The sequence below is a fragment of the Bordetella tumbae genome, assembly GCF_965139195.1.
In the GTDB taxonomy this organism is placed as follows: Bacteria; Pseudomonadota; Gammaproteobacteria; order Burkholderiales; family Burkholderiaceae_B; genus Bordetella_A; species Bordetella_A tumbae.
Genome location: NZ_CBCSJH010000034.1, coordinates 1 through 26,926, shown reverse-complemented (window position 1 = coordinate 26,926; position 26,926 = coordinate 1). Strand labels below are relative to the sequence as shown.

General features: G+C 59.5%; 25 protein-coding genes. 7 read left to right on the top strand and 18 right to left on the bottom strand.

The window, feature by feature from the left end; genetic code table 11:
• Window positions 1–67 precede the first annotated feature (67 nt).
• From ACNA0J_RS24130 to ACNA0J_RS24120, 3 genes are all read left to right on the top strand, one after another.
• A complete protein-coding gene (locus tag ACNA0J_RS24130; RefSeq protein ID WP_415821434.1) occupies window positions 68–763 on the top strand; it encodes a TRAP transporter small permease subunit in 696 nt (231 codons plus the stop codon).
• Window positions 760–2,847, top strand: a complete 2,088-nt coding sequence (locus tag ACNA0J_RS24125; protein WP_415821433.1) for a TRAP transporter large permease subunit — start codon at window positions 760–762, stop codon at window positions 2,845–2,847. The genes ACNA0J_RS24130 and ACNA0J_RS24125 overlap by 4 nt, the downstream gene beginning before the upstream one ends.
• 127 nt (window positions 2,848–2,974) lie before the next feature.
• Window positions 2,975–3,781 carry an enoyl-CoA hydratase/isomerase family protein gene (locus ACNA0J_RS24120; protein ID WP_415821432.1) on the top strand — a complete coding sequence of 269 codons (807 nt, stop codon included), beginning with the start codon at window positions 2,975–2,977 and terminating at the stop codon, window positions 3,779–3,781.
• A gap of 57 nt (window positions 3,782–3,838) precedes the next feature.
• Here ACNA0J_RS24120 and ACNA0J_RS24115 read toward each other — a convergent pair whose 3' ends face one another.
• The 18 genes from ACNA0J_RS24115 to ACNA0J_RS24030 form a co-directional block, all read right to left on the bottom strand.
• Window positions 3,839–5,062, bottom strand: coding sequence for a hypothetical protein (locus tag ACNA0J_RS24115; protein ID WP_415821431.1), 1,224 nt, complete (start codon window positions 5,060–5,062; stop codon window positions 3,839–3,841).
• A 124-nt stretch (window positions 5,063–5,186) separates the two neighbouring features.
• The gene (locus ACNA0J_RS24110; protein WP_415821430.1) at window positions 5,187–5,489 is read right to left on the bottom strand and encodes a helix-turn-helix domain-containing protein; all 303 of its coding nucleotides are present in this window, start codon (window positions 5,487–5,489) and stop codon (window positions 5,187–5,189) included.
• Window positions 5,473–5,856, bottom strand: a complete 384-nt coding sequence (locus tag ACNA0J_RS24105) for a type II toxin-antitoxin system RelE/ParE family toxin (RefSeq protein ID WP_415821429.1) — start codon at window positions 5,854–5,856, stop codon at window positions 5,473–5,475. The genes ACNA0J_RS24110 and ACNA0J_RS24105 overlap by 17 nt, the downstream gene beginning before the upstream one ends.
• Window positions 5,857–6,059: 203 nt before the next feature.
• Entirely contained in the window at window positions 6,060–6,605 is a 546-nt protein-coding gene (locus tag ACNA0J_RS24100; RefSeq protein ID WP_415821428.1) for a hypothetical protein, read from the bottom strand.
• Between the two features lie 29 nt (window positions 6,606–6,634).
• Entirely contained in the window at window positions 6,635–7,909 is a 1,275-nt protein-coding gene (locus ACNA0J_RS24095; RefSeq protein WP_415821427.1) for a YcxB family protein, read from the bottom strand.
• A gap of 172 nt (window positions 7,910–8,081) precedes the next feature.
• Window positions 8,082–9,074: an LD-carboxypeptidase gene (locus ACNA0J_RS24090; protein ID WP_415821426.1), complete on the bottom strand. Its 993-nt coding sequence runs from the start codon at window positions 9,072–9,074 to the stop codon at window positions 8,082–8,084.
• A complete protein-coding gene (tadA, locus tag ACNA0J_RS24085) occupies window positions 9,071–9,520 on the bottom strand; it encodes a tRNA adenosine(34) deaminase TadA (RefSeq protein WP_415821425.1) in 450 nt (149 codons plus the stop codon). The genes ACNA0J_RS24090 and tadA overlap by 4 nt, the downstream gene beginning before the upstream one ends.
• A 37-nt stretch (window positions 9,521–9,557) precedes the next feature.
• A complete protein-coding gene (locus tag ACNA0J_RS24080) occupies window positions 9,558–10,406 on the bottom strand; it encodes an HAD family hydrolase (protein WP_415821424.1) in 849 nt (282 codons plus the stop codon).
• A 57-nt stretch (window positions 10,407–10,463) separates the two neighbouring features.
• Complete coding sequence (locus tag ACNA0J_RS24075; protein WP_415821423.1) at window positions 10,464–11,033, bottom strand: hypothetical protein; 570 nt, start codon at window positions 11,031–11,033, stop codon at window positions 10,464–10,466.
• A 701-nt stretch (window positions 11,034–11,734) separates the two neighbouring features.
• Complete coding sequence (mnhG, locus tag ACNA0J_RS24070) at window positions 11,735–12,067, bottom strand: monovalent cation/H(+) antiporter subunit G (RefSeq protein ID WP_415821422.1); 333 nt, start codon at window positions 12,065–12,067, stop codon at window positions 11,735–11,737.
• Complete coding sequence (locus tag ACNA0J_RS24065) at window positions 12,064–12,345, bottom strand: K+/H+ antiporter subunit F (protein WP_094821630.1); 282 nt, start codon at window positions 12,343–12,345, stop codon at window positions 12,064–12,066. Before ACNA0J_RS24065 ends, mnhG begins: the two co-directional genes overlap by 4 nt.
• Window positions 12,342–12,818 (bottom strand): Na+/H+ antiporter subunit E, encoded by a 477-nt coding sequence (locus tag ACNA0J_RS24060; RefSeq protein WP_415821421.1) that lies wholly within the window; start codon window positions 12,816–12,818, stop codon window positions 12,342–12,344. Before ACNA0J_RS24060 ends, ACNA0J_RS24065 begins: the two co-directional genes overlap by 4 nt.
• Window positions 12,818–14,443, bottom strand: a complete 1,626-nt coding sequence (locus tag ACNA0J_RS24055) for a monovalent cation/H+ antiporter subunit D (protein WP_415821419.1) — start codon at window positions 14,441–14,443, stop codon at window positions 12,818–12,820. Before ACNA0J_RS24055 ends, ACNA0J_RS24060 begins: the two co-directional genes overlap by 1 nt.
• On the bottom strand, window positions 14,440–14,784 hold the full coding sequence (locus tag ACNA0J_RS24050; protein WP_415821418.1) for a Na+/H+ antiporter subunit C: 345 nt from the start codon (window positions 14,782–14,784) through the stop codon (window positions 14,440–14,442). The genes ACNA0J_RS24055 and ACNA0J_RS24050 overlap by 4 nt, the downstream gene beginning before the upstream one ends.
• A complete protein-coding gene (locus tag ACNA0J_RS24045) occupies window positions 14,784–17,687 on the bottom strand; it encodes a monovalent cation/H+ antiporter subunit A (RefSeq protein ID WP_415821417.1) in 2,904 nt (967 codons plus the stop codon). The genes ACNA0J_RS24050 and ACNA0J_RS24045 overlap by 1 nt, the downstream gene beginning before the upstream one ends.
• A gap of 285 nt (window positions 17,688–17,972) precedes the next feature.
• Complete coding sequence (locus tag ACNA0J_RS24040; RefSeq protein ID WP_415821416.1) at window positions 17,973–20,603, bottom strand: AAA family ATPase; 2,631 nt, start codon at window positions 20,601–20,603, stop codon at window positions 17,973–17,975.
• Window positions 20,604–20,670: 67 nt separating this feature from the next.
• Window positions 20,671–21,786 (bottom strand): metallophosphoesterase family protein, encoded by a 1,116-nt coding sequence (locus ACNA0J_RS24035; protein WP_415821415.1) that lies wholly within the window; start codon window positions 21,784–21,786, stop codon window positions 20,671–20,673.
• Window positions 21,787–21,882: 96 nt separating this feature from the next.
• Complete coding sequence (locus ACNA0J_RS24030) at window positions 21,883–23,190, bottom strand: D-amino acid dehydrogenase (RefSeq protein WP_415821414.1); 1,308 nt, start codon at window positions 23,188–23,190, stop codon at window positions 21,883–21,885.
• A gap of 139 nt (window positions 23,191–23,329) precedes the next feature.
• Between ACNA0J_RS24030 and ACNA0J_RS24025 the strand changes: the two genes are divergently transcribed.
• From ACNA0J_RS24025 to ACNA0J_RS24010, 4 genes are all read left to right on the top strand, one after another.
• On the top strand, window positions 23,330–23,800 hold the full coding sequence (locus tag ACNA0J_RS24025) for a winged helix-turn-helix transcriptional regulator (protein ID WP_415821413.1): 471 nt from the start codon (window positions 23,330–23,332) through the stop codon (window positions 23,798–23,800).
• A gap of 30 nt (window positions 23,801–23,830) precedes the next feature.
• Window positions 23,831–24,580 carry a DUF502 domain-containing protein gene (locus ACNA0J_RS24020; protein ID WP_415821412.1) on the top strand — a complete coding sequence of 250 codons (750 nt, stop codon included), beginning with the start codon at window positions 23,831–23,833 and terminating at the stop codon, window positions 24,578–24,580.
• A gap of 108 nt (window positions 24,581–24,688) precedes the next feature.
• Entirely contained in the window at window positions 24,689–25,255 is a 567-nt protein-coding gene (locus ACNA0J_RS24015) for a restriction endonuclease (RefSeq protein WP_415821411.1), read from the top strand.
• 255 nt (window positions 25,256–25,510) lie between these two features.
• A complete protein-coding gene (locus tag ACNA0J_RS24010) occupies window positions 25,511–26,653 on the top strand; it encodes a hypothetical protein (RefSeq protein WP_415821410.1) in 1,143 nt (380 codons plus the stop codon).
• Window positions 26,654–26,926 lie beyond the last annotated feature (273 nt).

The window sequence follows — 26,926 nt, the reverse complement described above, 5'->3', positions numbered from 1 at the left end:
ATGCCGCCGTCATGCTGCACCGCCCCGTTGTGACCACCCTATTCTCACCTGACCTGGATCACGCCCTATGCTAAAGCTGATACGCATGGTGGACCGCTTGTCTACTTTTGTCGGACAGGCCTTTGCCTGGTTAATTGTCGTGCTGACGGTGCATATCTGTTGGGAAGTGTCTGCCCGGTACATATTCAACACGCCCAGCGCCTGGGCCTTTGATTTGCAGCTCATGTATTACGGCATATTGTTCATGATGGCGGGCGCGTATACCTTGGCGAAAAGCGGCCATGTACGCGGCGACATTCTGTATGGCTTTTTGCCCCCGCGCGTGCAGGCGGGGCTGGACGTGATTTTGTATATCGCGTTCTTTATTCCGGGTGTGGTCGCGTTGGTCTGGGCGGGATGGTATTACGCAGGAGAGTCGATTGCGATTCGTGAGCACTCGTCGTTGATGGCGAATGGCCCTCCGATTTATCCATTCAAGGCGTTTATCCCTGTCGCGGGCGCAGTGCTGTTGTTGCAAGGCTTCGCAGAAATCGGGCGCTGCCTGCTCTGTCTGCGCGATGGTGCGTGGCCGTCGCGTGAGGAGGATGTGGAAGAAGTCGACGTCGATAAGCTCAAGAAAATGGTGCACGTCAAAGACGAAGACATCGCAAAGCTGGATCGCTATGTCATTGATGAACAACACGGGGAACAGGATCACGCGTTCACAGACGAAGAGCGCAGCAAATCAGGCCGCTCCGCGAATGACCAGGAGCGCACCAAATGAAAATTCACAAAGCACTGTGGTTTGGTTTGACGTGTATCGGCATTGTGCTGGCGATGATAGGTTTCTTGACGCCATGGCACGATCTGACAACGGGGCATCTCGGGTTGTTGATGCTGGCCTTAATCGTGGTCGCCATTATGTTGGGGTTTCCGACCGCGTTTACCTTGATGGGCATGGGGGTGTTGTTCACCTTTCTCGCGTACTACCTGCAAAATCCGGATGTGCAGCGCTCGATTCATCAGACCTTGGATCTGATGGTGCAGCGGACATACGCCACGATGACCAACGATGCGTTGATCTCGGTGCCGTTGTTTGTGTTCATGGGCTATCTGGTCGAACGCGCGAACCTGATTGAAAAGCTGTTTCGTTCGATGCACCTGGCGTTGGCCAGGCTGCCCGGTGCATTGGCGGTGGCGACGCTCGCAACGTGCGCGATATTCGCGACGGCCACAGGCATCGTGGGTGCGGTGGTCACGTTGATGGGATTGCTGGCGATGCCGGCGATGTTAAAGGCCGGTTATAGCGTTCGACTGACCGCGGGCTCGATTACCGCTGGCGGATGCCTGGGCATCCTGCTGCCGCCCTCGGTCATGTTGATCGTGTACGGCGCAACGACCGGCGTGTCGGTGGTGCAGTTGTATGCCGGGGCGTTTTTCCCGGGCCTGATGCTGGCCGGCCTGTATGTGCTGTACGTCATGCTCGTCGCCAAACTGCGCCCGGATATGGCGCCGCCATTGACGGCCGAAGAACGGCGCATTGCGCTGCCTGCCGAGGCTGATGCATTGTCACGCCAAGGCTATACCCACGCCATCAACGGTTTGCTGGGAACTCTGTTCAAGGGTCGCCGCAACGCCGGTGTATCGTTTGGATTCCTGTCGCGATACACGATGTTGGCGTTGACGCCATTACTGGCGTTTGCGGTGTTGACCGGGTCGGTCTATTACCTGGTGACGCAACCGCCAACGGTGTATGAGATCCCTGATGAGTTACGGTTGGGCAGCGGCGGCGGTGATTTTGGTGGACTCGCTGAGCCTCCGATGGCGGGAGGATTGGCTGAACCGCCTGTTGAGGGAGGGTTGAGCGAACCACCGATGGAAGGTGGACTAAGCGAGCCGCCTGCAGATGGTGGATTGGCAGAGCCTCCCATGAATAATGGCGTCGCGGAGCCGCCAGCTACTAGTGGTGTGGCAGAGCCACCGGGAGCCTCATCGTCCGGATTGAGCGAGCCACCGGGCAGCGCTGCGGCAGCGCCGAATACGGCTGCTGATCCTGCTGCGGCCAATACGGCCAGCGCCGCATCAACCGCATCCGACTCAGGTCCCGCACGCGTCCCTGCCCCCACTGGCTATTGGATATTCTTCGGCATCTGCCTGGCCATCCTCGCAGTCTTTTATATGCTGCTGACGTGGGCGCGATTGGAAATCTTTAAAATGCTGATGGGGTCGTTCTTTCCCTTGGCATTGATGATCGCCGCAGTATTGGGCTCCATCACGTTCGGTCTCGCCACCCCCAGCGAAGCCGCCGCAATGGGTGCCATGGGCGGCGCATTGTTGGCGCTGGCCTACCGGCGGCTCAACATGCCCGTGCTGAAAGAATCGGTCTACCTGACCGCAAAAACCAGCGCCATGGTGTGCTGGCTATTCGTCGGCTCGTCGATCTTTTCCGCCGCGTTTGCGCTGTTGGGCGGTCAACGTATCATCGAAGAATGGGTGCTATCGCTGGGACTAACGCCGATCGAATTCATGCTGCTGGCGCAGATCATTATCTTTTTGCTGGGCTGGCCATTGGAATGGACCGAAATCATCGTCATCTTCATGCCGATTTTCGTGCCCCTGTTGATCACATTCCAGATCGACCCGCTGTTCTTTGGTCTGCTCGTGGCGTTGAACCTGCAGACTGCGTTCCTCTCGCCTCCAGTCGCCATGTCTGCGTTCTATCTGAAAGGCATCTCGCCGCCTCACGTCACCTTGAATCAGATATTTTTGGGCATGATGCCATTCATGGGCATCCAGGTCGTGGCGATTTTCCTGCTGTACATGTTCCCGGGAATCGGGCTTTGGCTGCCAACGGTGTTGTATCGTTGATAGGCCAGAGGTAGCGGCGGCATGAGCGTATTGTTGATATTGATGTGGTCGCCATGATGCGTGGCTCATCACTGCGATAAGCTATACACCTCGTCGTCGCCGCGCCTTGAACCCATAAGGAGTCCGCATGCTGCAAACGTTGGAAGTCGCCTATGGCCCGCAAACCGCTGTGCTCTGGCTGGCCCGCCCTGAAGTGCGTAACGCGCTGGATGCGCGTCTCATTGCCGAGCTGACCGAGACATTCATGACACTCGCGGACGACAGCGAAATACGCGCCATCGTGTTGGCCGGACATGGCAAAGTCTTTTGTGCCGGTGCCGATCTCAATGCCATGCGCCACAGCGCGCAAGCCAGCGAGGCCGACAACCGCTCGGACGCGCAGGCCCTCGCGACCCTGCTCCATACGATTTACACCTGCCCCAAGCCCACTATCGCACGCATACACGGCGCCTGCATGGCGGGCGGCCTGGGCCTGGCCACCGCCTGCGACATCGCCATCGCCAGCCGCGACACCCGCTTCGCCCTCACCGAAACCCGCCTGGGCCTCATCCCCGCCATGATCTCGCCCTACGTCCTGCGCGCCATCGGCCCTCGCGCCGCCAGCCGCTGGTTCCTCACCGCAGAGACATTCGACGCCGCCGAAGCATGGCGCATCGGCCTCATCCACGACATCTGCGAATCCGAAGAACTGGACGCACACATCAATGCATTGCTAGGCAAACTCATGCTGGCCTCGCCCAATGCGTTAAAAGAATCCAAACGTCTGATCCATGACGTCTCTCAGCACCCCATCGACGACGCCATACTAGAAGACACCGCCACCCGCCTGGCCGCGCTCCGCGCGTCTCCTGATGGCCGGGAAGGTATTGCCGCTTTCCTGGAAAAACGTGCGGCGTCCTGGGTACCGGATCCAGCAGAATCGAACGACAAATAACACCGAGCCCACATTCAACAAAGCGACAAATCTCGGCGATGCTATCTCGCCCCAGCGCTAGTTAGCAATGCGCTTTCGAATTGCTTCCAGTAAGTTTTGAGGCCTTCCAACAACTGTCACGCCGTATTTGTCAACGTGGCGTTGAATTACCGAGGCCATGAATGAGTCCGTTCGAAATATATCGACATATGGAGCATACAGGGAGTGAATACAGTCACCCCAGTCACTTTCTTTCGGCTTCCGAGCACGTGAACCTACAGAATGCCTGACCAACGAGAACAACGTACGAATACAGGTGGAAAACCCACGCATAAACTTATCAGCCGACACGGAAGATAGAGACTCAAAAACAACATCGCCATATACGCGCGACACCTTTGTTATTGTGTTGCTCACAACACCCTCTTCGGCGCTTTTCCACCAAGCATCATCTAATTTTTCCAACTTGCATGGAATTTCCAACAATTTAGCCTGCTCCTGCGCCAGGCGGATCCTTTCAAAAAGCTCGCTAACAGCAGTGGCTGCTGTACGTACAACGTCAATCATTTTCGATGCATCCCCGCGTACCCAAGACTGTATCGTCGACATTTTGTCGTAATGCAAATCGAACCATTGCATCATCCATCGGGGATCCCTCAAACTCTCCGAAAAAGCTATCTCTGCCTCACTCTTTGTCGCCTGACCCAAAAGGTACTTTCTAAGGACAAGTGCGTCTTGCTCTCGCATCGGATACTTGTCAATGATTTCACTGACATCACTATTTTCCGACATATGCGCAAGGTACTCTTTCCGTGGCTTTTGATGCCTTATCAAAGTCTCCTTGACCTTCCGTCTCATAGCTCGATTCATGCCCTGGCTCTTCAACAAATCTGTTGATGATTGAAGAACACTCGCCCATTCAGGCTTCGGCATGATTCCGCTTATGTCTGGAAACCAATTGCCATCGTAAGAATAGACCGGCTCCGAAATATGTTGTCCCTGCACCAAGCAGGCGTACTCGTGGGTCAACAGTCTATTCATCGATATCAAAGCATGTCGTTGACATAGGTCTGACAAACATGCAGCACGACCTGCTGCAGCACCTCCATGCTCCCATTTGATAGGAGCCATTTCACTAATGGAAGCGGCGGAATACCAAAACTCCACTTGTCCGCTGTCTGCAAGACGTTGCAACTCGGCCCTTACTTCACTTGTCTCTGCCGATTTTCGACCATTAGAGAGTATCGAATAATCCGAACTGTCTAGGTAAATACGCAAAGGTCTTGTGTTGATGATCGTCAACGATGTTCTCCGATGTCTTAGACATAACTCACAACGACGATCCTTGATCCGACCTCAGCCTGTAGCACTGAAATCGCCCAGCTGACTCAATTGCACCTATCGACCTTAGCAAGACATTCATTAGTCAAATTATGGCCTGCAACCCCTTGTCTGCAATGATATTCAGCAGTTTGAGCGCGGGCCCTGCAGGATGAGTGTCACCCTGCTCCCATTTGCGCACAGTTGATGCCGATGTGTGCAAATGCAATGCGAACACAGGCTGGCTGAATCTCAACGTTTCACGTAACCGCTTAATGTCATTAGCACTAAACTCTCGTACGGGTGCAGGACAGATCGCATCAAACTGACGCATTGTGACTTTGCTGATCGCTCCCGCTTCATGCAAAGTCCGTAGATCATCACGTAAAGACTCAATGATCTTGCTCATGACAGCACACCTCCAATAGCACACCACAATGTAGCGCCTGCAATAACGCCTCTGTCGAAAAATTCAAAAATATTTTCCCAGCGTATTGCAACGCCTTTCGTTCGTCCTGTGTGATGTTCGCCTTGTCGCTTTTAAGAAACCCATGCAAGAACACATAGCGGCTGTCAATTCGAGCCGACAGCAACGTTCGATAACCGCCACTTTTGCCTCCACAAAGACGGGCTACTCGCTTCTTGTATAACCCGCCACCGAGATCTGCATCAATCAAACCATCAGCCATCTCACGAACTGCTTTACACAAAATGGCATCGGGCAACTTTTCGCATGCTTGCCACCGAGCAAAGTCCTTGCGCTTGAAGACTTTCATGTCCAACAACCCACTCCCAATATATACCCGAAACGGGTATATATTCAAGAGGCCGGCGGAGACACCCAACAGCAGCAGGCCAGTACATACCCGTAATGACCGCTGATCCTATCTCTCTTCAGAAAATTACTGTATATATTTACAGCAATTAATAAAAATAAGATCGATCCTGCGCTTTATACGTGATAATGGATCGCCCTCTTTTAATTCCCTGTGGCAGCATTCGACTTCAAACTCATCAACACCCGCATCCCGCCCTGATGCCGTTCCTCCCCCGTCTCGCAAGACTTGCAGATCCCGCCCACATAGCGCCCATTCACTACCGTCTCAGCAAACACCCCTGATCGGTAATTGTGTCGCGCATCCGTCTCCACCCGGTACCATTCCCGATCACCGATCCGCACCAATTCAAGCGGTTGGCGAATACCAGCATCCGGCCCAGTCGAACGCAGCACAGCCCGCAAGCGGAAATAACGCTTGAACGGCGACGCATAATATTCACGCAGCCTATCCGCATCATCCTCGCCTGGCAGCGGTTCACTGCGCATCAAAATTGTGCAAGTCTCCTGCGTCTGTTCGCACGCCTCGGTCTCGCAAACGAATTGCACACGGCGCAGCCCGCTTTTTGCCACCGTGCCTTGCGGCGAACCGTCCAGGACCCATCCTTCGGGAAGCTCAACCGACAGCCCGTTGGGCATAACAACGGTCTCAGCCCATGAGCTCATCGCCGCCAGCGAAAAAGCCAACATCGCAACAACGCGGGTTGCAACAGAATGCCTCATACGCCCGCCTCCAGCCGATGGTTTTCCTCGTCAATACGACGCGCAACAACACGCTCAAAAGCAGCCTGCTTATCGTCATCAAACGCACGTAACGGCACGATCACCGGCTCGCCGACCCGCTGCAGCAATAGAAAATGCTCGCTCCGCCGCTCAATGCGCTCAAAGCTGATCATCTCGAAACGATTCAGCAGCCCCTCTTGCCAAATATCGAGCCTGTCCTCATAAAGCCGCACCTCTTGCTCATAGACTCGCATACGCTTGTGCAGTTGCTCGGCGAGCCGATGCGCATGCCGGCCCCTTGCCCACGGGTGCAAGACGATGATGGCGACAATGATCGCCCAAAAACCCAGCACATACTGCCAAACAGAGCTCGCCAGCATCTCGAGGAAAAGCGGAAACGCATAGCGAACAGGAACGCGGTCCGCATCCAGCAACCAGAACACGACCAAAATCGCCGGCCAAATAAGGGCAGTCAGTAGAAAGGTCAGCGCAAAGCCCCGCCGACGGCGGCGACGCATGCTCGGACGCTCCATTTGCCAACCGAGTGCGATGGCGCGATCCGCAGCAGTTTGCTCGAAACGCACCATCATCAATGGCTGTGAGCCGGTTTGATCTGCCAGTCCATGAAAATCCAGGGCCTCCCCCGCGCCGCCAGCCTGGCACGATGCAGCCCATGCCTTGATGCGTGCGATTTGCTCATCGGACAATGCACTGCGCCGCAAGACAAGGACATCCTCGATGTCCTTTAGCCGAATAAAAAAATGCGTGTCTCCCTCGGTCAAACCGATGATGCGCTGGCAAGCAATAGCGCTGCAGTGTCCCGGTGTGTACGCAGTGATGCCGCCCGGCTCAAATCGGTAGGTGGCGGCCATAGGCCGATCGAGCTGTTCGTCGCGGCACCAACGCGTCAACCGGCGTCGAAAGATCATCGGTTGGATCGCATAGTAGGCCAACGTCGGCACGACGACGAGAAGGATCACCAGGCCGTCCAAGCCAAACAGTTTGCCGCCAAAACGGGAAGCAAAGGCGCCGAAACCCTGATCACCGCTATCCTGCCATGACGAGAAACCGATCAGCACCACCAACAGAAGCACTACCCAGAACAGAATGTGTAGCAAGCGCCGCCGGGCAGCCTCAAACAGATCTGCATAGACAAAGAGCGAACCCGCGAGCCGCTCAGGCAATTCGATCGAGGACTCAACGACAAAGGTTTCTGACGACGCTGAGATTTCGGATGTTTGAATAGACGGTGTCGTGTTCGTGCTCGTCATCGCTGGCTCAGTTAGTAGACGGTGTCTTGTTCATACTCGTCATCGCTAGTTCAGTTAATAGATGGTGTCTTGTTCGTACTCGTCGTCGCTGGTTCAGTTGTCGGCATCGTGAATGTGATATCTATATCGATATCAGTGTCGACGATGCGGGTTCAGGACCGCACAGCCTGTCTCAATGCTGATGCTCGTCGATCACCAAATGCGCCATACCCGCCTCGGTAGCAATGCCGACCTTTTGACCAATGGGCAGCGTTGCCTTGGTGCGGACGTGCCCGTAGGGCAGCCCAGTAATGACGGGGACTTTAACGACGCTGCGCAGCCATTTCACGACGGCAGGCATATCGTACCCGGCATCATGCGGCGCCAACCGATAGTCTGTGAAATGACCGAACACGATGGCCTTTTGGCGTTGCAGCACGCCGGCCTGCCACAGCTGAGCCAGCATGCGTTCCACCCGATACGGATGCTCTGCAACGTCCTCAATGAACAGAATGCCGCCCCGCACTTTAGGCATATATGGCGTGCCCATCAACGACATCAAGGTCGCCAGATTCCCGCCCCACAATACGCCACGTGCATCGACCGGATCGGCATCCTGCGTCTCAAAACTGAGGATCTCCAACTCGCCGCGCATGGTCTCACCGAACAATGCAGCCGTCAGATCGTCGACCTTTTTACCGCCAAAATCCGCGACAGCTGTCGGCCCGCTGTAGCTGACCGCACCCGTCTGCGCGAGCAAGGCGAGATTGAACGCCGTGAAATCGCTCAATCCCACGAAACGCTTGCCACTATCCGCAACAGCGCGCCAATCGATCTGCGGTAATAAACGGCTGAGCCCATAGCCGCCACGCGTGGCCATCACAATCGGATGTTTTTGCTTCAGCGCCCGGGTAATGCCAGCCAGGCGTTGTTTTTCCGTGCCGGCAAAACGTTGATGCACAGCCAATGCGGCGCGATCCACTGCGGTCTTGAATCCCTCTCGTGCCAGGCGCTCGCACGCCAACGCCACGGTGTCCGGGTCACGCACCGCAGACGAAGGCGAAATCAAATAAATCCCGCCGGCGGGCTTGGCATGATGATGGTGCGAGTGGTCGTGATCATGACCACAATCGTCATCGCAATCATGTCCATCGTGCCCATGTGCGGGATGTGTAGAGGTGCTCATTTCGTGGATTCCTTTGTACGGCGTTCGCGGAAAAACCGCCGCAGCATATCGCCGCAGGGCTGCGCCAATACGCCACCTATAACAGTCGTGTGATGATTCAATCGCTCTACCGCGCCGACGTCCAGCACGCTGCCGCAGGCGCCGGTCTTGGGATCCGAGGCGCCGTAGACGACGCGCGCCAAGCGGGCGTGCAACATGGCGCCAATGCACATGACGCAGGGTTCCAGCGTGACGTACAGGCTCACCCCAGGCAACCGGTAATTGTCCAGATGCAGAGCGGCTGCGCGTAATGCAACGATCTCTGCGTGCGCAGTAGGGTCGCTGTCAGTGATAGTGCGGTTATAACCTGTGCCGAGCACCTGACCCTCTGCATCGACGACGACGGCACCGACGGGGACTTCGCCCACACGCCAGGCGGCCTCGGCCTGCTCGATCGCCAGAGACATGAATGATTCATCCGCCGGCGACGCCAGCGTTACCTCATCAACCACGATACACCCGGGATTTCAGTGCGATGCGCCCGGCCAGGCTGGTGACGGCCTCTTCGAGCCATTGATAGAGTTCGGCTTCTTCGCCGTAGCGAGCCTGATTCAAATTCGACACGCGGCCTTCTTCGATAAAGCCCCATGCCCGGCTGCGTTTGTCGCGATGTTTCGGATCCCATACACCGAAGGCGAAACCACCGGCTTTGCGAATCAAGGAAAAACACGGGATGTCGGTGTAGCCGTCGCCAACGAAGACCATCTGGTCAAACGGCACACGCAGGCGGTCTTCGGGGATCTTGCGGTTGACTTCGAAAGGCTTGTTGCGAAACTCGCGCCCGATGATGCCTTTTTGGATGTGAAACAGATAACGGGTCTTGTCCGTAAAGCTGACCAAACGGCGGGGAAAAGTGATCCCGCCATCGGCGCCATACACGAACTCCGACGCCCAGATCTCGGTGAATTCGTGAGCGATGGGTGTAGACCGCACCACGTCGCCGATGCCGCTGGAGATCAAATAAAACTCGAGTTGTACTTGAGGGTGCTCGGCTCGGACCGCGGCACGCAAGCGTTGGAATAATGTCGTGACGCCGTCATGCAGGGGCAGCCTGGCGCCCCACTCTCGCAGGCCCTGTTGCGTGATCAAGCCGTGCGTCCCGCTGCGCGACAGCTCGATCATCTCGTAGAGATAAGCGGGCACAGGGTCCCAGTCCTGATCGGACAGCAGCGGACCGACCCTGTCTTTCCAGAACGCAGCCGTATCCACCCCCAGGCTGTCGAGGAAGCCAGATGTGCTGTCTGGCGCCAGCGTGTCGTCGAAATCGAATATCAGGGCGATGACGTCAGACATGAGTGCGGCAAAGAGTCGGTAATAGGCGACATTTTGCCTGATCCCGACTCTGCCGTCTTATTGCTGCACGGGTACAGGTGTCGCAGGTGTCCCGGCAGGCGGCGTCGTTACCGTGCCCGGCGTCGTCGAACTGCCGGGCGCAGCCCCTGGGACGGCGCCCGGCGCGGTGGAACTACCCGGCATGGTGCCCGAAGTCCCCGGCGTCGTGCCCGTCTGGGACGGGGGCACCGGGATCACCGTTTCGCGCAGAACGCCGCCGCTCTCTACACTGCCTTTCACCGTAGACGGCGACTGCATCTGCTGCAGGCAATCCTGACGCTGCGGTTGGGGTAATTTCGTGCAACGATCTACCGAATTGTTGCCATAGTTCGCCGACTGGCCGTCGTCGAGCCGCTTGCGCTGGGCCTCTTCGCGCGCCGCGCCGGCCTCTTGCAGGCAGACGGCCTTGCTCTGGTTCGTCTGGCCGCTATTGCAGCGCTGTACGTCATGTTCGTACTGAGATTGGATAGAGGCGGCCGTCGGTGCATCGGCCGCGTTGGCGGCAGAAATCCCTGCCATCCCGCCTAACGCGCTCAAAGTCGCAAATGCCAGGCTGCAATACCGATTGTGCATACGTCGTAAGTCCATTTTCCGCTCCTTCAGCATGGCTGGGCGCCGAAGCGTCCGGCTAAGCTTTTACAGTACGCCAAAGCGGGAGGCGTGAGGGCGTGCAAATGTTACAAACACTAGCGGATTCGGACGGTGCGGCGTGGGTAGGACGGGGGATTGAGTGCTATTGGACGTCAAGGCGGGGCAGTGACCGTGTTGGCGCTTCACGTGGCTGGTCGGCCGCCTGCGCGTCCGACACCGCTTCGTTCGTCTCGTACGGCCCCTTCGGGCCTCCCTACGACCTCCACTCGCTCAGCCACGAGGCGCGCCAACACGGTCACTGCCCCGCCTTGACTCGCAGAATCTCTGATTCCCTCGTCGCTGGCACGGGTGGTGTACGTAGGCTTCGTAGGAACTGGCTTTTGCAAGGATGAAGATCTTGCAGGGCTGCTATTCATTGGCGCCTACGGGCGCGCCAATGAATAGCATTCGTGATCGGCATGCGAGGGCTTTGGCGTCAGAGATGAACGGAAGATCTCTCGAGTGTCGGCGTCGTAACACCTGGAGATTCGCTATGCGTCATCTTCGCAGGCATCAACTATCACCAAGCAGATCCTCCAAACTGGCACCATGCCACCCCGCCGCATGCCCGGACCGGCTTTGTGAAGCCCTCACGGCCCGATTGCCTCGGCTCGACGTCCAATAAGCACGCCAACCTCGGCACAGTTATTCAGCGCCAACTATTTCGTATTGAACTCGCCACGATCCCGCCGCCCACGATACACCGCCGCACGCATCAGCAACATGGCCGTGACAGGCGAACTGATAAACAGCAACAGCGTGATCAGAATTTCATGGATCACAAAACGCTGTTGCAGAGAGGAAAACACCAAAATCGAAGCCAGCAATACACAAACGGCCCCCAGGGTGTTGCCCAGCGTCGGCGCATGAATACGCGAGACGAAATCTTTGAATCGCAGCAACCCGACTGAGCCGATCAGCGAAATGACGCCGCCTACGACCAGCAGGATAGTGGCCGGAATGCCGGCCCACAATGGGATATCGACGTTCATGGCTCAATCACCTCGCCACGCAGCAGAAACTTGGCCATCGCGGTAGAGCCGACAAAACCGAACAAGGCGATCAACAAGGCCACGTCAAAGTACACCGGTGTGCCTGACCGGATGCCAAAGGCCAGCATGGTCAGCATGCCATTGATGTAAAACGCGTCCAACGCCAGCACGCGGTCCTGCGCGGTGGGACCGCGCACCAGCCGCACCGTTGCGCACGCCATACCCAGGACAAAACACAACAAGGCAAAGGATGCGGCCCAGAATAGAACAAGGTTCACTGAAACACCTCAATCAGGGTACGCTCGTAGCGCTGTTTGACCAACTCGATCCAGGCTGCTTCGTTTTCCAGATCGAGCACATGCAATGTCAGGATATTGTTGGACACATCGACCCACACGGTGCCCGGCGTATAGGTCAGAATGCAACCCAGCAGCGCACGGCCATGCGGGTCATGCAGATCCAGCGGGATATGCACAAAGCCCGGGGAGTACTCGCGCCGATAGGCGATGATCAGTTTGGCCACGGCGATATTCGAACGGATGATATCGATCGCCACCCGGCGGCTCAATCCCAACAGCAACCATAATTTGTGAGGCCGTCCGCGCAACGGGCGCAGGCGGCTGGACGCAAAACCCAGCCACAGCGCAAGCGCCAGGCCTAATGCGATCTGCCCGACAGACAGCGACTCGTTGAGCAACAGCCACAGAACGAGCAATGCCGCAGGCAGCAGGAGTTTGTACCAACGCCGCATCAATGCCCCCCCAAGGTACGCGCCGGGTTGGCCGACAACACCGCATCAATGTACAGCGCAGGCTGATCGAGCGAGCGCGCCGCATCGTCCAGATAGGCCGACACCGGCCCTGCCCCCGCCGCGAGCGCGACGCACAACAGAATCAACACGGCAACCGGCCCCGCCTCGAACACGCGCAGCCGCGGCGTCGTGCGTTCCTCGTTGCCCCAGAAAATCCGCATCCCGGCGCGTCCAAACGCCACAATGCCGGCCAAACCCGCCGCCAACACGGCAGCCACCAGAATCCAGGCGTCCGCCGGCTGGGTCGAGGTATTGGCCTCGGCAACCGCCGCAGACAAGAGCGAGAACTTCGCCACAAAGCCGGACAACGGGGGCAACCCCGTCACGAGCAAGGCGCACGAGACAAACGCCAATCCCAGAAAGGCCATCGCTGCAGGAATCGCCACGCCCACCACATCGTCGGAACGGTTCGGGCTCTCGGGATCATCCAGGTCAAACATGTCCAACGTAACCGCCAACACGTTTGCCCCGAACGTCTGCGTACGCTCGACCAGCTCGACCAGCATGAAAAATGCCCCCGTGGTCAGCACGGAGCTCAGCAGATAGAACAACGCCGGCCCCGTCAGCCGCACGCCCGGCATACCCAACGCGGTGAGCAGCGTACCGGCGGAAAGGATCACGCAATAGCTGACCAGTTGATCCAACCGCTGGGTCGCGAGTAATCCGATAGCCGCAAAAATCAAGGTCGCCAGGCCCGCCGCGAACATCCAGTCCAGGCTGAATGCTGCCGGCGCACCCGTGGGCAGCAACAGTGAACCGATGCGCAACAAGGCGTAGATGCCGACCTTGGTCATGATGGAAAACACGGCCGCCACCGGTGCGCTAGCCGAGCTATAGCCGCGCACCAGCCAGAAATTCAGCGGCCATGCGCCGGCCTTGACCAGAAACGCCAGGCCCAGCACCGCCGCGCCGGTCTCGAACAACAAGCGATCGCTGCCGCCCAGAACGCCGGCGCGCACAGCGAGATCGGCGAGGTTCAAGGTGCCGGTGACGCCATAGATCAGCGCAATACTGATGAGCAACAGGAACGACGCCACCAGATTGACCGCAATGTACTGCAGGCCGGCGCTGACCCGCGCTACGCCCGATCCATGCAGAATCAGACCATACGACGCGGCCAGCAAGACCTCGAAAAACACGAACAAGTTGAACAGGTCGCCCGTCAGGAACGCCCCATTGAGGCCCATCAACAGGAACTGGAACAGCGAATGAAAATGCACGCCCAGGCGATCCCAGCGCGCCAGGGAGTAGATCAATGAAGCCAAGCCCAGCACGGCCGTTAATGTCAGCATGACGGCCGACAGGCGATCGACGACCAGCACAATGCCAAACGGTGCAGGCCAATCCCCGGGCAGATACACCCCTACCCCATTGGGCCAGACGCCGCCGACGCCGGCAGCCAGTGCGAGCAACGTGATCGCCGCTGCGAGCTGAGCGAGGCTGGCCACCAGCGCAATCCCGGCCCGTAAACCCCGCCGTTTGTCCGCCAGCAATAGCATCGCCGCCCCCGCAATCAGCGGGACAGCAATGGGATATATAGGCGCGTGTTGCAACCAATCGATCAAGATTCCGACTCCCTGCCATCAACGTGGTCGGTGCCAGTCAACCCGCGAGAAGCCAGCAATACGACAAGAAACAATGCGGTGGTCGCGAACCCGATCACGATGGCCGTCAACACCAATGCCTGCGGCACGGGGTCGGCCATGGCAGCCGGATCCGGCGTGACAGAGGGATCGATGACAGGCGGCCGTCCGACAGTCAGCCGCCCCATTCCGAAAATAAACAAGTTGACGGCATAGGACATCAAGGTCAGCCCCATAATGACCTGAAATGTGCGAGGCCGCAGGATCAGCCACACGCCAGAGCCGGCCAACACGCCAATCGCGATGGCATATATCAATTCCATTAGGCAGGACTCCCGGATTCTGCGGCGGCCTGGGCTTCTGCTGCCGCCTTGCGTTGTGCGCGCAAGGATTGGTGAGCCAAGGCCACCAACACGAGCACGGTGCCGCCCACGACCAGCATGTACACGCCCAAGTCAAAGAACAACACGCTGGAAAGATGGACGTGGCCAATCAGAGGCAACGAGACATCCCACGCCATGGCCGATAGGAATGGGCGCGCGGCGAACCAGGCCGACACCGCGGTGAGGCCGGCACACAGCAGCCCCAAGCCGATCCAATGCTGCGGATTCAGGCGGCTGCGCGACTCCACCCAATACACGCCGCCCACCATGTATTGCAAAATGATGGCGGTCGCCATGACCAGGCCGCCGACAAAGCCGCCACCAGGCGAATTGTGCCCACGCAAGAGCAGATACACCGATGCCATCGCCGCAATGGGCAACAGGAAACGCACCAGCACGGCAGGCAGCGCCAACGCGTTATCCGGCAACAGCGCCTGGATATCGGGCGCTACGACAGGCTCGCCCTGGTCGCGCTGCTGACGGGGCAGATCGACACTTTCCGCCGCCGGCCGGAAACGGCGCAGCAACGCGTACACCGTCAGCGCCACGATACCGACGACGGTGATCTCGCCAAAGGTATCAAAACCGCGGAAATCCACCAGAATCACATTGACGACGTTGGTGCCACCGCCCTCGGGCAAAGCGTTTTCTACAAAATACGAGGCCACCGTCTGCCCCGGCGGACGAGTCAATATGGCATAGGCCAAGGCAGCCAGCGACGTACCCGTCACGGTGGCAATCACCAGATCGCGCACGCGGCGAGCACGGGCGCGGGCACTGCCATCCAGGCCCCCTCCCTCGATACGGCGCGGCAACCACCGCAGCCCCAGCAGCAACAGCACCACGGTTACGACCTCGACCGCCAGCTGCGTCAATGCCAGATCCGGCGCAGAGAACCAGACAAACGTCAGGCAGGTCACCAGGCCTGCCCCACCAGCCAGGATCAATGCCGCCAACCGGTGGTATTTGGCCTGGAACGCCGCCCCGACCGCACAAATCGCGCCCACCACCCACAACACGGCAAAGGCCGGATCCAGGGGGGTGACGGGCGACGGCGCGTCGTTCCACTGGCCGCGCTGCAACGGCAGCCAAGCCACAAGCAGCGCGCCCAGCACGATCAGCACCATCTGAATCTGCATGCGTGGCGACGACACACGCGCCAGCACCCAGCTGGCAGCGACGCTGGAATAGTCAAACAAAAACTCGAACGTGCGCCGGCCATCGAAATGGTAGATAAACGGCACCTGCCCCGGCAACGCACGCTGACGGGCACGTAATCCGGCATACAGCAAAATGCCCGCAAGCATCGCGACAAAACTCATCACCAGCGGCAGATTCACCCCATGCCATACGGCCAGGCTGTATTCGGGCATATCGGCGCCGAGGATGCTTTGTGCCGCCGCGTGCAGGAATGGACCGACTGTCAGTCCCGGAATCACGCCCACGACCAAACACATCAGCACCAGCAAGCCGCTGGGCACCAGCATAAAGCGCGGCGGCTCATGCGGCGCACGAGGCAAATCCTCTGCCGGCGGACCGAAAAAGACCTGCAGGATGAAACGCAGCGAATAGGCCACGCTGAACGCGCTGGCCAGCACCGCCATCGCGGGCAGACCATATTGAATCATCGGATCGCCGCTGACAAAGGTCGTCTCGGCAAAGAACATTTCCTTGGAAATGAAACCGTTGAGCAGCGGCACGCCCGCCATGGCCGCGGCGGCCACCACGGCCAAGGTCGCGGTGATCGGCATGGCGCGCCTGAGGCCGCTCAGACGGCCCAGATCGCGCGTACCCGTCTCGTGGTCGACAATGCCAGCTGCCATGAACAGCGATGCCTTGAACGTGGCGTGGTTCACCATATGAAAGATCGCGGCCACCAGACCCAGCGAGCTGTTCATCCCTAGCAACAAAGTGATCAAACCGAGATGGCTGATCGTGGAGTACGCCAGGACGCCTTTCATGTCCTGCTGGAAAATCGCGGCGTAGGCGCCCAGCACCAGCGAGCACAACCCTGCTCCGCCGATGATCCAGAACCATTCTTCTGTACCCGAGAGCACCGGCCAGAACCTCGCCAGCAGGAATACGCCCGCCTTGACCATGGTGGCTGAGTGCAAATAGGCCGAAACTGGCGTCGGCGCCGCCATGGCATTAGGCAGCCAGAACTGGAACGGGAATTGCGCGCTCTTGGTCAACGCCCCCAGAGCCACCAGCACCAACACGGCGGGATACCAGGGATCAGCGCGAACCACGTCACCCGCTGCCAACACCCGATCCATGTCGTAGCTGCCCACGATATGGCCCAGGATCAAGACACCGGCCAACAGACACAAGCCGCCCGCACCCGTGACGGTCAAGGCCATGCGTGCACCGCGCCGGGCGTCTTGGCGGTGATGCCAATAGGCAATCAGCATGAACGACGCCAGGCTGGTCATTTCCCAGAACAACACCAACTGAATCAGATTGCCCGACAGCACCACGCCCAGCATGGCCGCCATGAAGGCCTGGAAAAACGAGAAGAACCGCGGCACCGGATCGTCCGGCGACATGTAATAGCGTGCGTATAGCACCACCAATGCGCCTATGCCCGAGACGATCAGTGCGAATAACCAGGCATAACCGTCCATACGCAGCGTGAACTGCAGGCCCAGTGCCGGTGCCCACTGCAGATCGGCACGAACCACTCCGCCATCGGCAACCTGCGGGTACAGGCTGGCCACGAGGACAAAGCAGCTCAGTGCCATCAGGCCTGCCAGCCACGCCTCGGCATTACGGGCATTGGAAGGCAACAGCGCGGCGCACAGGCTGCCGATAAACGGCAGAGCGAGTATGAGAATCAGCGACATGGTATTCCGGGAGGGCCGGCGGCCTGGCTCTTGGGCAGGAGCCAGATTTGAAACCGGGGTGACGTTATACAGATGCGAAATTGAGCCCATCGTTGCCGTAACACCGCCGATCCGGTGTCACGCTGCCGACAAGCGCCGATCAAGTATCCACCCCGAAAAATATCAGATTCTTGTAAGGTTCGCATGGCGATGTAAGTGATTTTTTTGGTTGATCAGTGCTTTAAGTGCATTTTTCGCGTTAATTTGACTCATTTAGCAGGTAACCAAAAGAAACGATCACTCCGGTCAGGGGACCGCTCGCACTCCCACCCCCATGTCTTGCCACGACTCGCCGTGACAAGTCAGCAGCAACACCTGATGCCGCGAGGCGGCGTCGTACAGCGCGCGTTTCATCAATTCCCGGCGTTCCTGATCCGCGTGCACCAAAGTATCGTCCAATACCAGCAAGGTGGGCCGGCCAGCTTGTTGTAACAAATCTGCATACGCAAAACGCGCCAGCACGCCGAGTTGCTCGCGCGTGCCGAAGCTCAAGGCGTTCAACGTTTCCGTCGCGTCGGGCCCTGACCCACGCACCACCGCAGCAGGCATCAGCGCATCGTCCAGGCGCCATTGTGCCCCCGGAAACAACAGTCCGACATAGTGTTGCAGACGCTGGGCCAGCGGGTCCAGCAAACGTTGCGTCGCGTCGGCGCGCCGCTGCCCCAGCAATTGCCATAACAGGTCCAACGCCTGCGCCCGGGTCGCGAACTCGTCGCGCCGCCGGGTCAGCCGCTGCGCCTCAGCCTGTGCCTGCAGCAGTTGCTCGCCCAGGCCATGAGCCTGGGCCTGTTCGAGTTTGCCTTGCAATTGCAGTAATTCGGCATGGCGGCGCTGCTGTTCCTCGCGCTGCAAGCGAGCGGATTGCTCGAAACGCTGTGCATCCTGCTCGATCAGTTCCGGCTGTAGGGCCTGCAGAGCGGCTTGTGCCGCCTGACAGCGTTGCGCCAAGGTGTCACGGGTCGCGCGCGCCTCGACCAGCCTGGCGCCACGCTGCTCGCGCTGCTCTACCCGGCTCGCCGCGCCGAACTCGGCCTGCCGCGCGGCCCATTGTGTCTGAAAAATCTGCGCCTTGGTCTGCTGGGTGTCCAATGCAGTGCGTGCCGCCGTCACCGCCTGACCGGCAAGATCGGCCTCGACGGTCGCGGTGTGCAATGCCTGCTGCGCCTGGGCCAGATCCACGGGTGCTGCCGCGCCCTCGGGCATCCCCGCTAACTGTCCCTGCAATTGCGTCAATCGGGATTGGGCCTGCGACTGCAGCGCACGCAATGCCTCGATGCCCTCCGGCGCCTGGATACGCAAAGTTTGGCGGGCCATGTCCAGGTCGCGCCGGGTCTGCTCATACGTCACCGCCCGGGCCTCGGCCTGGGCCAGCGATGCCACACCCAGACGGGCCAGACACGCGGTGCGCTCTGCCTGTGTCTGCTGGATAGCAGTCAAGACGGCCGGCAAATCGCTGCCACCCGGCTCGATATGCAGAACCCCGATCCCGGGAATCTGTAATTCGGTTGCCTCGGAAACCAGGACCTCGCCCTCGCCTGCTATATCCCGGCCAGCCAGCTGCAGCGTATGGCCGGCCAGCAGACGATGACGCACCCGCGTCGCACCGGCATTCTGTTGGACCTGCAATTGCGCCAGACGCTGTTCCAACTGGCGCAAGGTGCGCAGCGCGCTGTCATCGATTTCCAGTTGTGCAGCCGAGGCCTGCAGGGCCCGGACCTGCTCGGCGAGCTGCTCGGCCTGTGCAATGCTGTCTTGCCCGCGCCGCAATTCCTGGTTCAAGCGATCGATTTGCGCCAGGCAATCCAGCCGCTGGGCCGCCTGCTGTGCGGCGGCCACCTGGGCGTTGGCCTGCGCCAGGCTCTGGGCGGTGCGCTGCTGTTGCAGCAAGGCCCGGTCCAAAGCCTCGCGTGCAGGCGCCAAACTGGCGGCGGCAGCGTCTGCATCGGCCTGCAGATTCACCAGCGCCGCTGCATCACGCTGATCGCGTTCGACCTGCTCGTGCAGCAAAGCCAAGGTGTCGTCGGCCTGTGTCAGCTCGCGCTGCAAACTGGCCAGAGCATCCCGCTCGCGGCTGATCTCGGCCAGGCGGGCGCGCGCCTCGCCGGCGCGCTGCTCCAGATTGAGCCAGGGTTGTTCCTGCTCGGCCTTGTCGTGATCACGACGCAACAGCGCCAGGCGATCCACATCGGCATCGAGCGCCTGTTTCGAGGCGGTCAAGGTGGCGACGGATTGCTCGGCGCGCAGCAGCGCATCCTCAGCGTCTTTATAGGCCCCCTTGGGGCGGCCACTGCGCCCATCGCGCAAGGCAGCACGTTCGGCCTCGACCCTCTCGTAGAGGGAATCACCGTCGGCCGAGGTCAACTCACCCGTCAATCGAGTCAATGCGTCCCGGACGTGACTCTGTGCGTAACCCGCGGGCTCCAACAGGTTTTGCCCCTCGCCCTGAGCGATCCAGAGCAGCCCGGGAATGCCGCCGTGTTCCGGCCGACTGTTGCCCTTTGCCGAAAACTCGAATCCCAGCAACGCCGCCAAGGCATTTTCCGCCGCCTCGCCCTCGTGCCGCTCAGCGCCATCGTCGACCAGCAGCTCGCAACGCGCACGGCTCAAAAACGATTTCCGCAGCAGGTACTCATGGCCATCGTGTTCGAACGCGATTTCCACCGAGGGCCGAGCGCCGGCCATGCCCCACGGTGCCAGGTCGGATACCTTGGTCGTCTTGTAGCGCTCGAGAAAGGCCGCACGGATCGCGGCCGCCAGCGTGCTCTTGCCGGCCTCGTTCGGCCCGGCAATCACGTTCAAGCCCTCGGCCAAATCATCCAGCACGACCGGATCGCGGAATTTGCGAAACTCTTGCAGCGCAATGCGGTGCAGCTTCATAGCGCCACCCACTGGCCAGCATGGAATCGTGCGGTGGCAGACGCCTGCGCTGCGATGCGATGCAGTTTCATTGCGCCCCCGCCCGCTCGCGCTGGAATTGCACCAGCAGCCGCAGCGCCTGGCGCGCGGCCGCTGCCTGAGCCGGATCGTCCTGCATGGCCTGCAATTGTGCTGCGACTTCGCCTACATAGCCGCTCGCCCCCAATGCCGCCAAGTCCTGGGCGTCAGGCGCCAAGGACAAACCGTCTGTCTCCAATAACAATGCCCGGCAGCGTGCCACGGCGCGCGCGATAGTGGCCTGCAGGGCGTCCCAGGCCTCTAGCGGCAGTTGGCCCGACAATTCCAGGCGCAACACATCCTCGGCGCCGATATCCTGCAAACGATGCGCCAACGCCTCCGCATCGGACGCCAACATCAACGACTCGGCCCACAACGACCAGCGAAATCGCCCGACAGGCACGCTCTGCACCACGGGCTCCGCCCCCGCTGCGCACCGCACGTCCAACACACTGCCATTGGCATTCGACCGAAAACGATCCGGCTCCGGCGTGCCGGCATACCAAGTCCGCGCATCGATCTGCAACGTGCCGTGCCAATCGCCCAGCGCCAAATAATCCAGACGCGCGCGCGCAGCCCGGTCGGCTGCAATGGGATTGGCCGAATCCACGGTGTCCGGCAAGCGGCCCGACACGCTGCCATGCGCCAAGCCCACACGCAGCCGTCCAGGCTCGGTTTCCAAGGCGTCAAAAATGGCCGTCGTGTCGTCGTAGGTATGCCGCTGCGTCAGCGGCGCCGCCAATACTGCGAGATTCAGTTCAGGTAAATCGACCACGCCCGGCCGCAGGGGAATATGGACATTGGGCCCGATGCATCCCAGTTGATGCGCGCGCGACCAGACACTCTCGGCCAAGGCGGCATCGTGATTCCCGGCGATCATGACCCACGGGCCGGCAAACGCGGCCAGTGCATCAAACAAGCGTCGAATGCTGCGATCCGACACGGCCTGCGTATCGAACACATCCCCCGCTACCAGCACCGCATCGGCGCGGCGCTCGGCCGCCAGCGCAGCAATGCGCGCGACGGTTTCATAACGTGCCTCGGCCAACATGGCCGCATCGTCGGTTTCAAACTGACCGTACTGCCGTCCGATCTGCCAATCAGCGGTATGGATGAGATGTGTCACGGAGCCCCTGCAAGTGCCTGCGCCATGATGGCGTCATGGCGCGATTGTGGCACAAAGGCAGGCGGCGGTAAGCAGGCAGCGTGACGAATCCAGCCCTCAGGCTGCGGCGTGCTCACCCAAGGCCACACGCGGCTGGCGCTTGCCTGCCGCGCCATAGCGCGACAGGGCCAGGTCATCGGCACGAATCTCCGGCCGTTGGCCCATGACCAGATCCGACAAGAGCTTGGCCGAGCCGCAAGACATGGTCCAACCCAGGGTGCCATGCCCGGTGTTCACATATAGATTGGGATAGCGCGTCGGCCCAACGATAGGCGTGCTATCGGGCGTCATGGGTCGCAGGCCGGTCCAGAATTCGGCTCGCTCGACCTCGCCACTGCCGGGGTACAAATCATTGACCACGTATTCCAGGGTGCGGCGGCGCTCTGGATTCAAACGCAGATCAAAGCCGGCCAGCTCCGCCATGCCGCCGACGCGAATACGGTCGTCAAAACGTGTGACCGCTACCTTGTAGGTCTCGTCCAATACCGTCGACACCGGCGCGGCATCGGGATCCAGCAATGGAATGGTCAAGGAATAGCCTTTGACGGGGTAAACCGGCAGATCCAGGCCCAGGGGCGCCAGAAAACCACGAGAGTAACTGCCGAATGCCGCGACGTAACGGTCCGCCGTCAACACCTCGTCACCGACACGCACGCCGGTGATTTCCCCCCGTGTGGTCTCCAGACTCGTGACACTCTGCCCATAGCGAAACTCCACACCCAGCTCCACCGCCAACTGCGCCAATCGTCGCGTAAACAGACGGCAATCACCCGTTTCGTCGTTGGGCAGGCGCAGGCCGCCGGTCAATTTATAAGCGGTACGTGCCAAGGCAGGCTCGGCAGTTTCCAGACGATTGCGATCCAGCAATTCATACGGAACGCCGCACGCCTCTAACACCTGAATATCGCGTTGCGCCGCCTCGTATTGGTACTCGGTGCGAAACAGCTGCAATGTGCCCTTCGTACGCGCCTCATACTGGATGCCCGTCTCAATGCGCAGGCTCTTCAGACAATCGCGGCTGTATTCGGCCAGGCGCAGCATGCGCTCTTTGTTCACGGCGTAACGGCTGGCCGAGCAGTTGGCCAACATCGCCGCCATCCAGCGCCACTGATAAAGCGTGCCATCCGGACGGATCGACAGCGGGGCGTGATCCTTTTGGAACATCCATTTCAGGGCCTTCAGGGGGATACCCGGCGCAGCCCAGGGGGTGGAATAGCCCGGCGACACCTGGCCCGCGTTGGCGTAGCTGGTTTCACTGGCCGCCTCGGACTGGCGATCCAGTACCGTCACTTTGGCGCCCTGACGCGCCAGGTAATACGCGGTGGTCGTGCCAATCACACCACTGCCCAAGACGATGACATGCATGAAAATCCCCTGAGTTCGGCATCTCTGATAGATGAATCAATAGTCTAGGACGATGTGAATAGTGAAAAGCACTAAAATCGGGGACTCTGAAATGTACTTTTACTGACAACAGGGGCTAAACGGCCCCCTTCAAAGTGAAATGCGCGAACTCGATCGTATTGACCGGAAAATTCTGGATATTTTGCAGCGCGATGGGCGGATTTCCATCACCGATCTGGCTGAGCGGATCAGCCTGTCGGCGACCCCGTGTTCCGAACGCGTCAAGCGTCTGGAACGCGAAGGTGTCATCACCGGGTATCATGCTCGCGTCAACCCTGCCGCACTGGGCCTGAATCTATTGGTCTTTCTGGAAATCAAACTATCGGCCAAATCAGGCGACGTCTTTGACAGGGTCAAACAGGAACTGCTGTATGTCCCCGAGGTCATGGAATGCCATCTGGTATCCGGGGATTTTGACTATCTCGTCAAAGCACGATTGAGTGAAATGAATGAATACCGGCGGTTATTGGGCGAAATATTGAAACGCCTGCCCGCCTCGGCCGAATCACATAGCTACGTGGTCATGGAAGAAATCAAGGAGACCTTGAGTTTGCCTGTCACCGGCCATTGAATCACTACGTATTACCGGAGCTTCACCCCTATGACGCGTTTGTCTCGATATTTTTTTCGCGGGCTGATTACCGTCCTGCCGATTGCACTGACGCTATATCTGCTGTTCGTCTTTCTGGCATGGACGGAGGCTGCCGCCCTGTCCTTGCTCAGCCCCTTTATTGGCAGCTTTTATATCCCCGGCATGGGATTGACGCTGGGTGTTCTGGGCATTTTGCTGGTTGGTTATCTGGTTTCCAAAGAGCGCATGCAGCGGATATTCCATTTTGTGGAAATGCCGTTTACCAATATCCCGGTCATCAAAAGCATTTATTCGTCATTGAAGAGCTTTGCCGATTATTTCTCGCCCAGTGCGAAAGCCGATACCCAGCACGTCGTTGTGCTGCGTATCCCAGGCCAGCCGCTCGAGTTGGTCGGCCTGATCACGCGGCGCAACACCGAGGGGCTGCCCGAGGGGTTTCTGCCCGGAGAACGGGTTGCTGTCTATCTGCCCATGGGGTACATGATTGGCGGCTATACGGTTTTTGTCCCGACCGACTGGGTCCAACCCATCGATATGTCGGTCGAAGAAGCCATGCGCGCCTCGCTGATTGCCTGGATGGCGCGTGCGCCGGGCGAATCGGCAGCGGGCGGCCGCGCAAATCCACCCTCCTCCGGCAACGCGCCGCAGGAGCCTGTCCCAGGGGTGCGGCCGGTGCCGCCATCGCCACGGACGGAGCCGAGTGCGCCGGATGAACACCCTGCTACCCCTACGCCTCCTTCTAATACGCCGGATCGCTGACCTCGCCGACAAGCGCCCAGGCGCTGAAAACCGGGACGGTCACAAATCCTGCGATCATCCCGACCATCCATTTCGACAAGCTGCTTAGGACCCTCACCCATGAAACTCATGGCCAAGAATTCTCTGTTTGCGATTTTGCTCCGCTCATCATGGTGGATCAGCATGTTGGTGGCAGCCGCGCTGATCCTGGTGGCGGTTGCGGTCGTTCCACCGGCGTATGCGCTTTTTCCGATCTGCGGCGCTGTGCCGTTCATCATTATTTCCGGCATTGCCGCCTGGAAACAACGCAACAAACCCTCGTCAGCACGCGTCGAGCAAACAGCGCAAGCCCTGTCGGCCATGCCCTGGTCCACCTTTGCCGATCACTTCGAGGCCGCGTTGCGTCATGACGGCTGCCAGGTCAAGCGCCTGAAAACCGATGCCGCCGATTTCGAGGTCGCGCGCCCCGGCGCTGGACGTGCACTGATATCTGCCCGCCGCTGGAAAGCCGCCCATACAGGAGCCGAACCGCTGCAACGCCTGCAGACGGCGCGCAGCGCGGCAGGCGCCAGCGAGGGCATCTACGTCACGCTGGGCGATATTTCGAAGCCTGCGCAGGACTACGCGACGCAAAACAATATCCAATTCATGGACGCCGAATCGCTGACGCAGTTGTTCCGCCATCAGAAACTCTGACGTTGACGGTCGTTTCACCGTCAACACGCCGACTTTCGCTATCTGCTCATCCGACGGTCGCCACGGCTGTTTGCGTCAATCCTGACAGCAGTCTGGCAACCGGGCTCAGGCATCACGGAAAAACGACGCACACTTAAAGAATCCGACGGATTCCCTCCCTCACAAACCCACAGCAGCAGTAGAATTTCTCGCGCCAGACACGGCGCGCTTTTTCTCCCCAACGCTGGGGACCGCTCCGGTCTACGGAGCCCTCGCATGTCCACATCCGATTCCCCACGCGATCCTGCCCTGCGGCAAGGTATCCGCATCGTCACGCCGGTACCCGGCGCGCTGCATACCGAAACCGAAGCCGCCCTGCACTGGTTGCAGGCACTGGATCTCAACGCCTATCTGACCACGGTACCTGACGGCCCCAACGCGGTCCATTTCGAGCCGAGCGAGGCCTTGTTGGCGCTGGCACCGCAACGCGATACGACGGCGTTATGCACAACCCTGCAACTGGACACGGAAAATCGCCCCGACGATCTGACGCGCGAAATCGTGCTGGCCATGCTATTGGGCCCGGTGGCATTCCCCTTTCCCAGCGCGGCCGAGCTGCGCAGCGCCGTACGCATTCGTCAGCACATCGTGCAGGCCGCACGCAAGACAGCACTGGCGTTCGATACCGAGCAGGCCGAGCGCCCCGCCGGCTATTGGCGTTACGACGAGGCGCGTGGCTTTACCATCGAACCCGGCGTGTCGTTGATCGAGGCCCTGACCAAAGCCACGCAGCCCGATGCCTCGGACAAACGCTATGCGTTCTCGTGCTATCGAGCCACCGAATATGTCACCCTGCTGGGCGTCGCGTTGGAATTACGCGACGCCCACCCCGCGCTCTATGCCAAGCTGCAACAACAATGGGAAACCCGTGCCGTGATGTCGGGGGCTTTTCACGAGGTCTTTCTGCGCGAATACGGATCGATGGACGAGCCTTTGCCATCCAAGTATTACGTGCCCGGAGACCGTCTGTGGTTTCGCAACCCCGATTCACACTCGTCCAATGTCGAGGGCTATGAAGGATCGTGGGTGTTTTATCTGGGCGATGGCCGATTCAACAATTTCTGGAAACGCGATCAGCCCTACACATTGACATCGAAATGCGTAGAAATCTATCACTGGCGCGATGGCGCGCGCACCGATGAACAAGACCGCCTGATCATCGACGAGGCCATCGTCGAAACCCGCGCGGCGCAGACCCTGCAAGACCCCGAGGCGCTGCACGCCGTACTCGATCGCATGCTGCGGCGGCGTGACCCGCAAGGGGTATATGCCGAAGGCGGCTGCATCGATGCGACGCGGGAATGCGTGCAATGGATCCTGCACGGTACCGCGCAAATCAAACTGCCGGATTGCCGATAGCCTAAACGCTGCGCCTTCGGCTTGCTGTCCCTAAGGGGTAATGCCAGTTAGTCAAACTCTGAGCGGCATTTTTTTATCGCCGGGCCGCCCCAAGATAAAAACGCCCCCTTGGGGGGCAGCAAGCCAAAGGCGCAGCGTGGGGGCATTTTTTATCGCTGTTGGTGTTGTGGGCGTTTGCTGTTCGTGATTGTCTCTCTGAAGGCGTCCCTGCCGCGTGCCTGGGCGTGGCGCCGGGCCTATCGCACGGACTCGGCCCATGACCAGGGGCCTCGG

What these genes read in the sequence shown, in the direction of transcription:
- ACNA0J_RS24130 (WP_415821434.1), top strand. Translation starts at nt 68, where the DNA reads ATGCTAAAGCTGATACGCATGGTGGACCGCTTGTCTACTTTTGTCGGA.
- ACNA0J_RS24030 (WP_415821414.1), bottom strand. Translation starts at nt 23,190, where the DNA reads ATGCATGTCATCGTCTTGGGCAGTGGTGTGATTGGCACGACCACCGCG.
- ACNA0J_RS24010 (WP_415821410.1), top strand. Translation starts at nt 25,511, where the DNA reads ATGTCCACATCCGATTCCCCACGCGATCCTGCCCTGCGGCAAGGTATC.
- ACNA0J_RS24120 (WP_415821432.1), top strand. Translation starts at nt 2,975, where the DNA reads ATGCTGCAAACGTTGGAAGTCGCCTATGGCCCGCAAACCGCTGTGCTC.
- ACNA0J_RS24090 (WP_415821426.1), bottom strand. Translation starts at nt 9,074, where the DNA reads ATGAGCACCTCTACACATCCCGCACATGGGCACGATGGACATGATTGC.
- ACNA0J_RS24025 (WP_415821413.1), top strand. Translation starts at nt 23,330, where the DNA reads ATGCGCGAACTCGATCGTATTGACCGGAAAATTCTGGATATTTTGCAG.
- ACNA0J_RS24100 (WP_415821428.1), bottom strand. Translation starts at nt 6,605, where the DNA reads ATGTTGGCTTTTTCGCTGGCGGCGATGAGCTCATGGGCTGAGACCGTT.
- tadA (WP_415821425.1), bottom strand. Translation starts at nt 9,520, where the DNA reads ATGTCTCTGGCGATCGAGCAGGCCGAGGCCGCCTGGCGTGTGGGCGAA.
- ACNA0J_RS24080 (WP_415821424.1), bottom strand. Translation starts at nt 10,406, where the DNA reads ATGTCTGACGTCATCGCCCTGATATTCGATTTCGACGACACGCTGGCG.
- ACNA0J_RS24095 (WP_415821427.1), bottom strand. Translation starts at nt 7,909, where the DNA reads ATGACGAGCACGAACACGACACCGTCTATTCAAACATCCGAAATCTCA.
- ACNA0J_RS24105 (WP_415821429.1), bottom strand. Translation starts at nt 5,856, where the DNA reads ATGAAAGTCTTCAAGCGCAAGGACTTTGCTCGGTGGCAAGCATGCGAA.
- ACNA0J_RS24045 (WP_415821417.1), bottom strand. Translation starts at nt 17,687, where the DNA reads ATGTCGCTGATTCTCATACTCGCTCTGCCGTTTATCGGCAGCCTGTGC.
- mnhG (WP_415821422.1), bottom strand. Translation starts at nt 12,067, where the DNA reads ATGAACGTCGATATCCCATTGTGGGCCGGCATTCCGGCCACTATCCTG.
- ACNA0J_RS24040 (WP_415821416.1), bottom strand. Translation starts at nt 20,603, where the DNA reads ATGAAGCTGCACCGCATTGCGCTGCAAGAGTTTCGCAAATTCCGCGAT.
- ACNA0J_RS24050 (WP_415821418.1), bottom strand. Translation starts at nt 14,784, where the DNA reads ATGGAATTGATATATGCCATCGCGATTGGCGTGTTGGCCGGCTCTGGC.
- ACNA0J_RS24020 (WP_415821412.1), top strand. Translation starts at nt 23,831, where the DNA reads ATGACGCGTTTGTCTCGATATTTTTTTCGCGGGCTGATTACCGTCCTG.
- ACNA0J_RS24060 (WP_415821421.1), bottom strand. Translation starts at nt 12,818, where the DNA reads ATGCGGCGTTGGTACAAACTCCTGCTGCCTGCGGCATTGCTCGTTCTG.
- ACNA0J_RS24015 (WP_415821411.1), top strand. Translation starts at nt 24,689, where the DNA reads ATGGCCAAGAATTCTCTGTTTGCGATTTTGCTCCGCTCATCATGGTGG.
- ACNA0J_RS24110 (WP_415821430.1), bottom strand. Translation starts at nt 5,489, where the DNA reads ATGAGCAAGATCATTGAGTCTTTACGTGATGATCTACGGACTTTGCAT.
- ACNA0J_RS24125 (WP_415821433.1), top strand. Translation starts at nt 760, where the DNA reads ATGAAAATTCACAAAGCACTGTGGTTTGGTTTGACGTGTATCGGCATT.
- ACNA0J_RS24075 (WP_415821423.1), bottom strand. Translation starts at nt 11,033, where the DNA reads ATGGACTTACGACGTATGCACAATCGGTATTGCAGCCTGGCATTTGCG.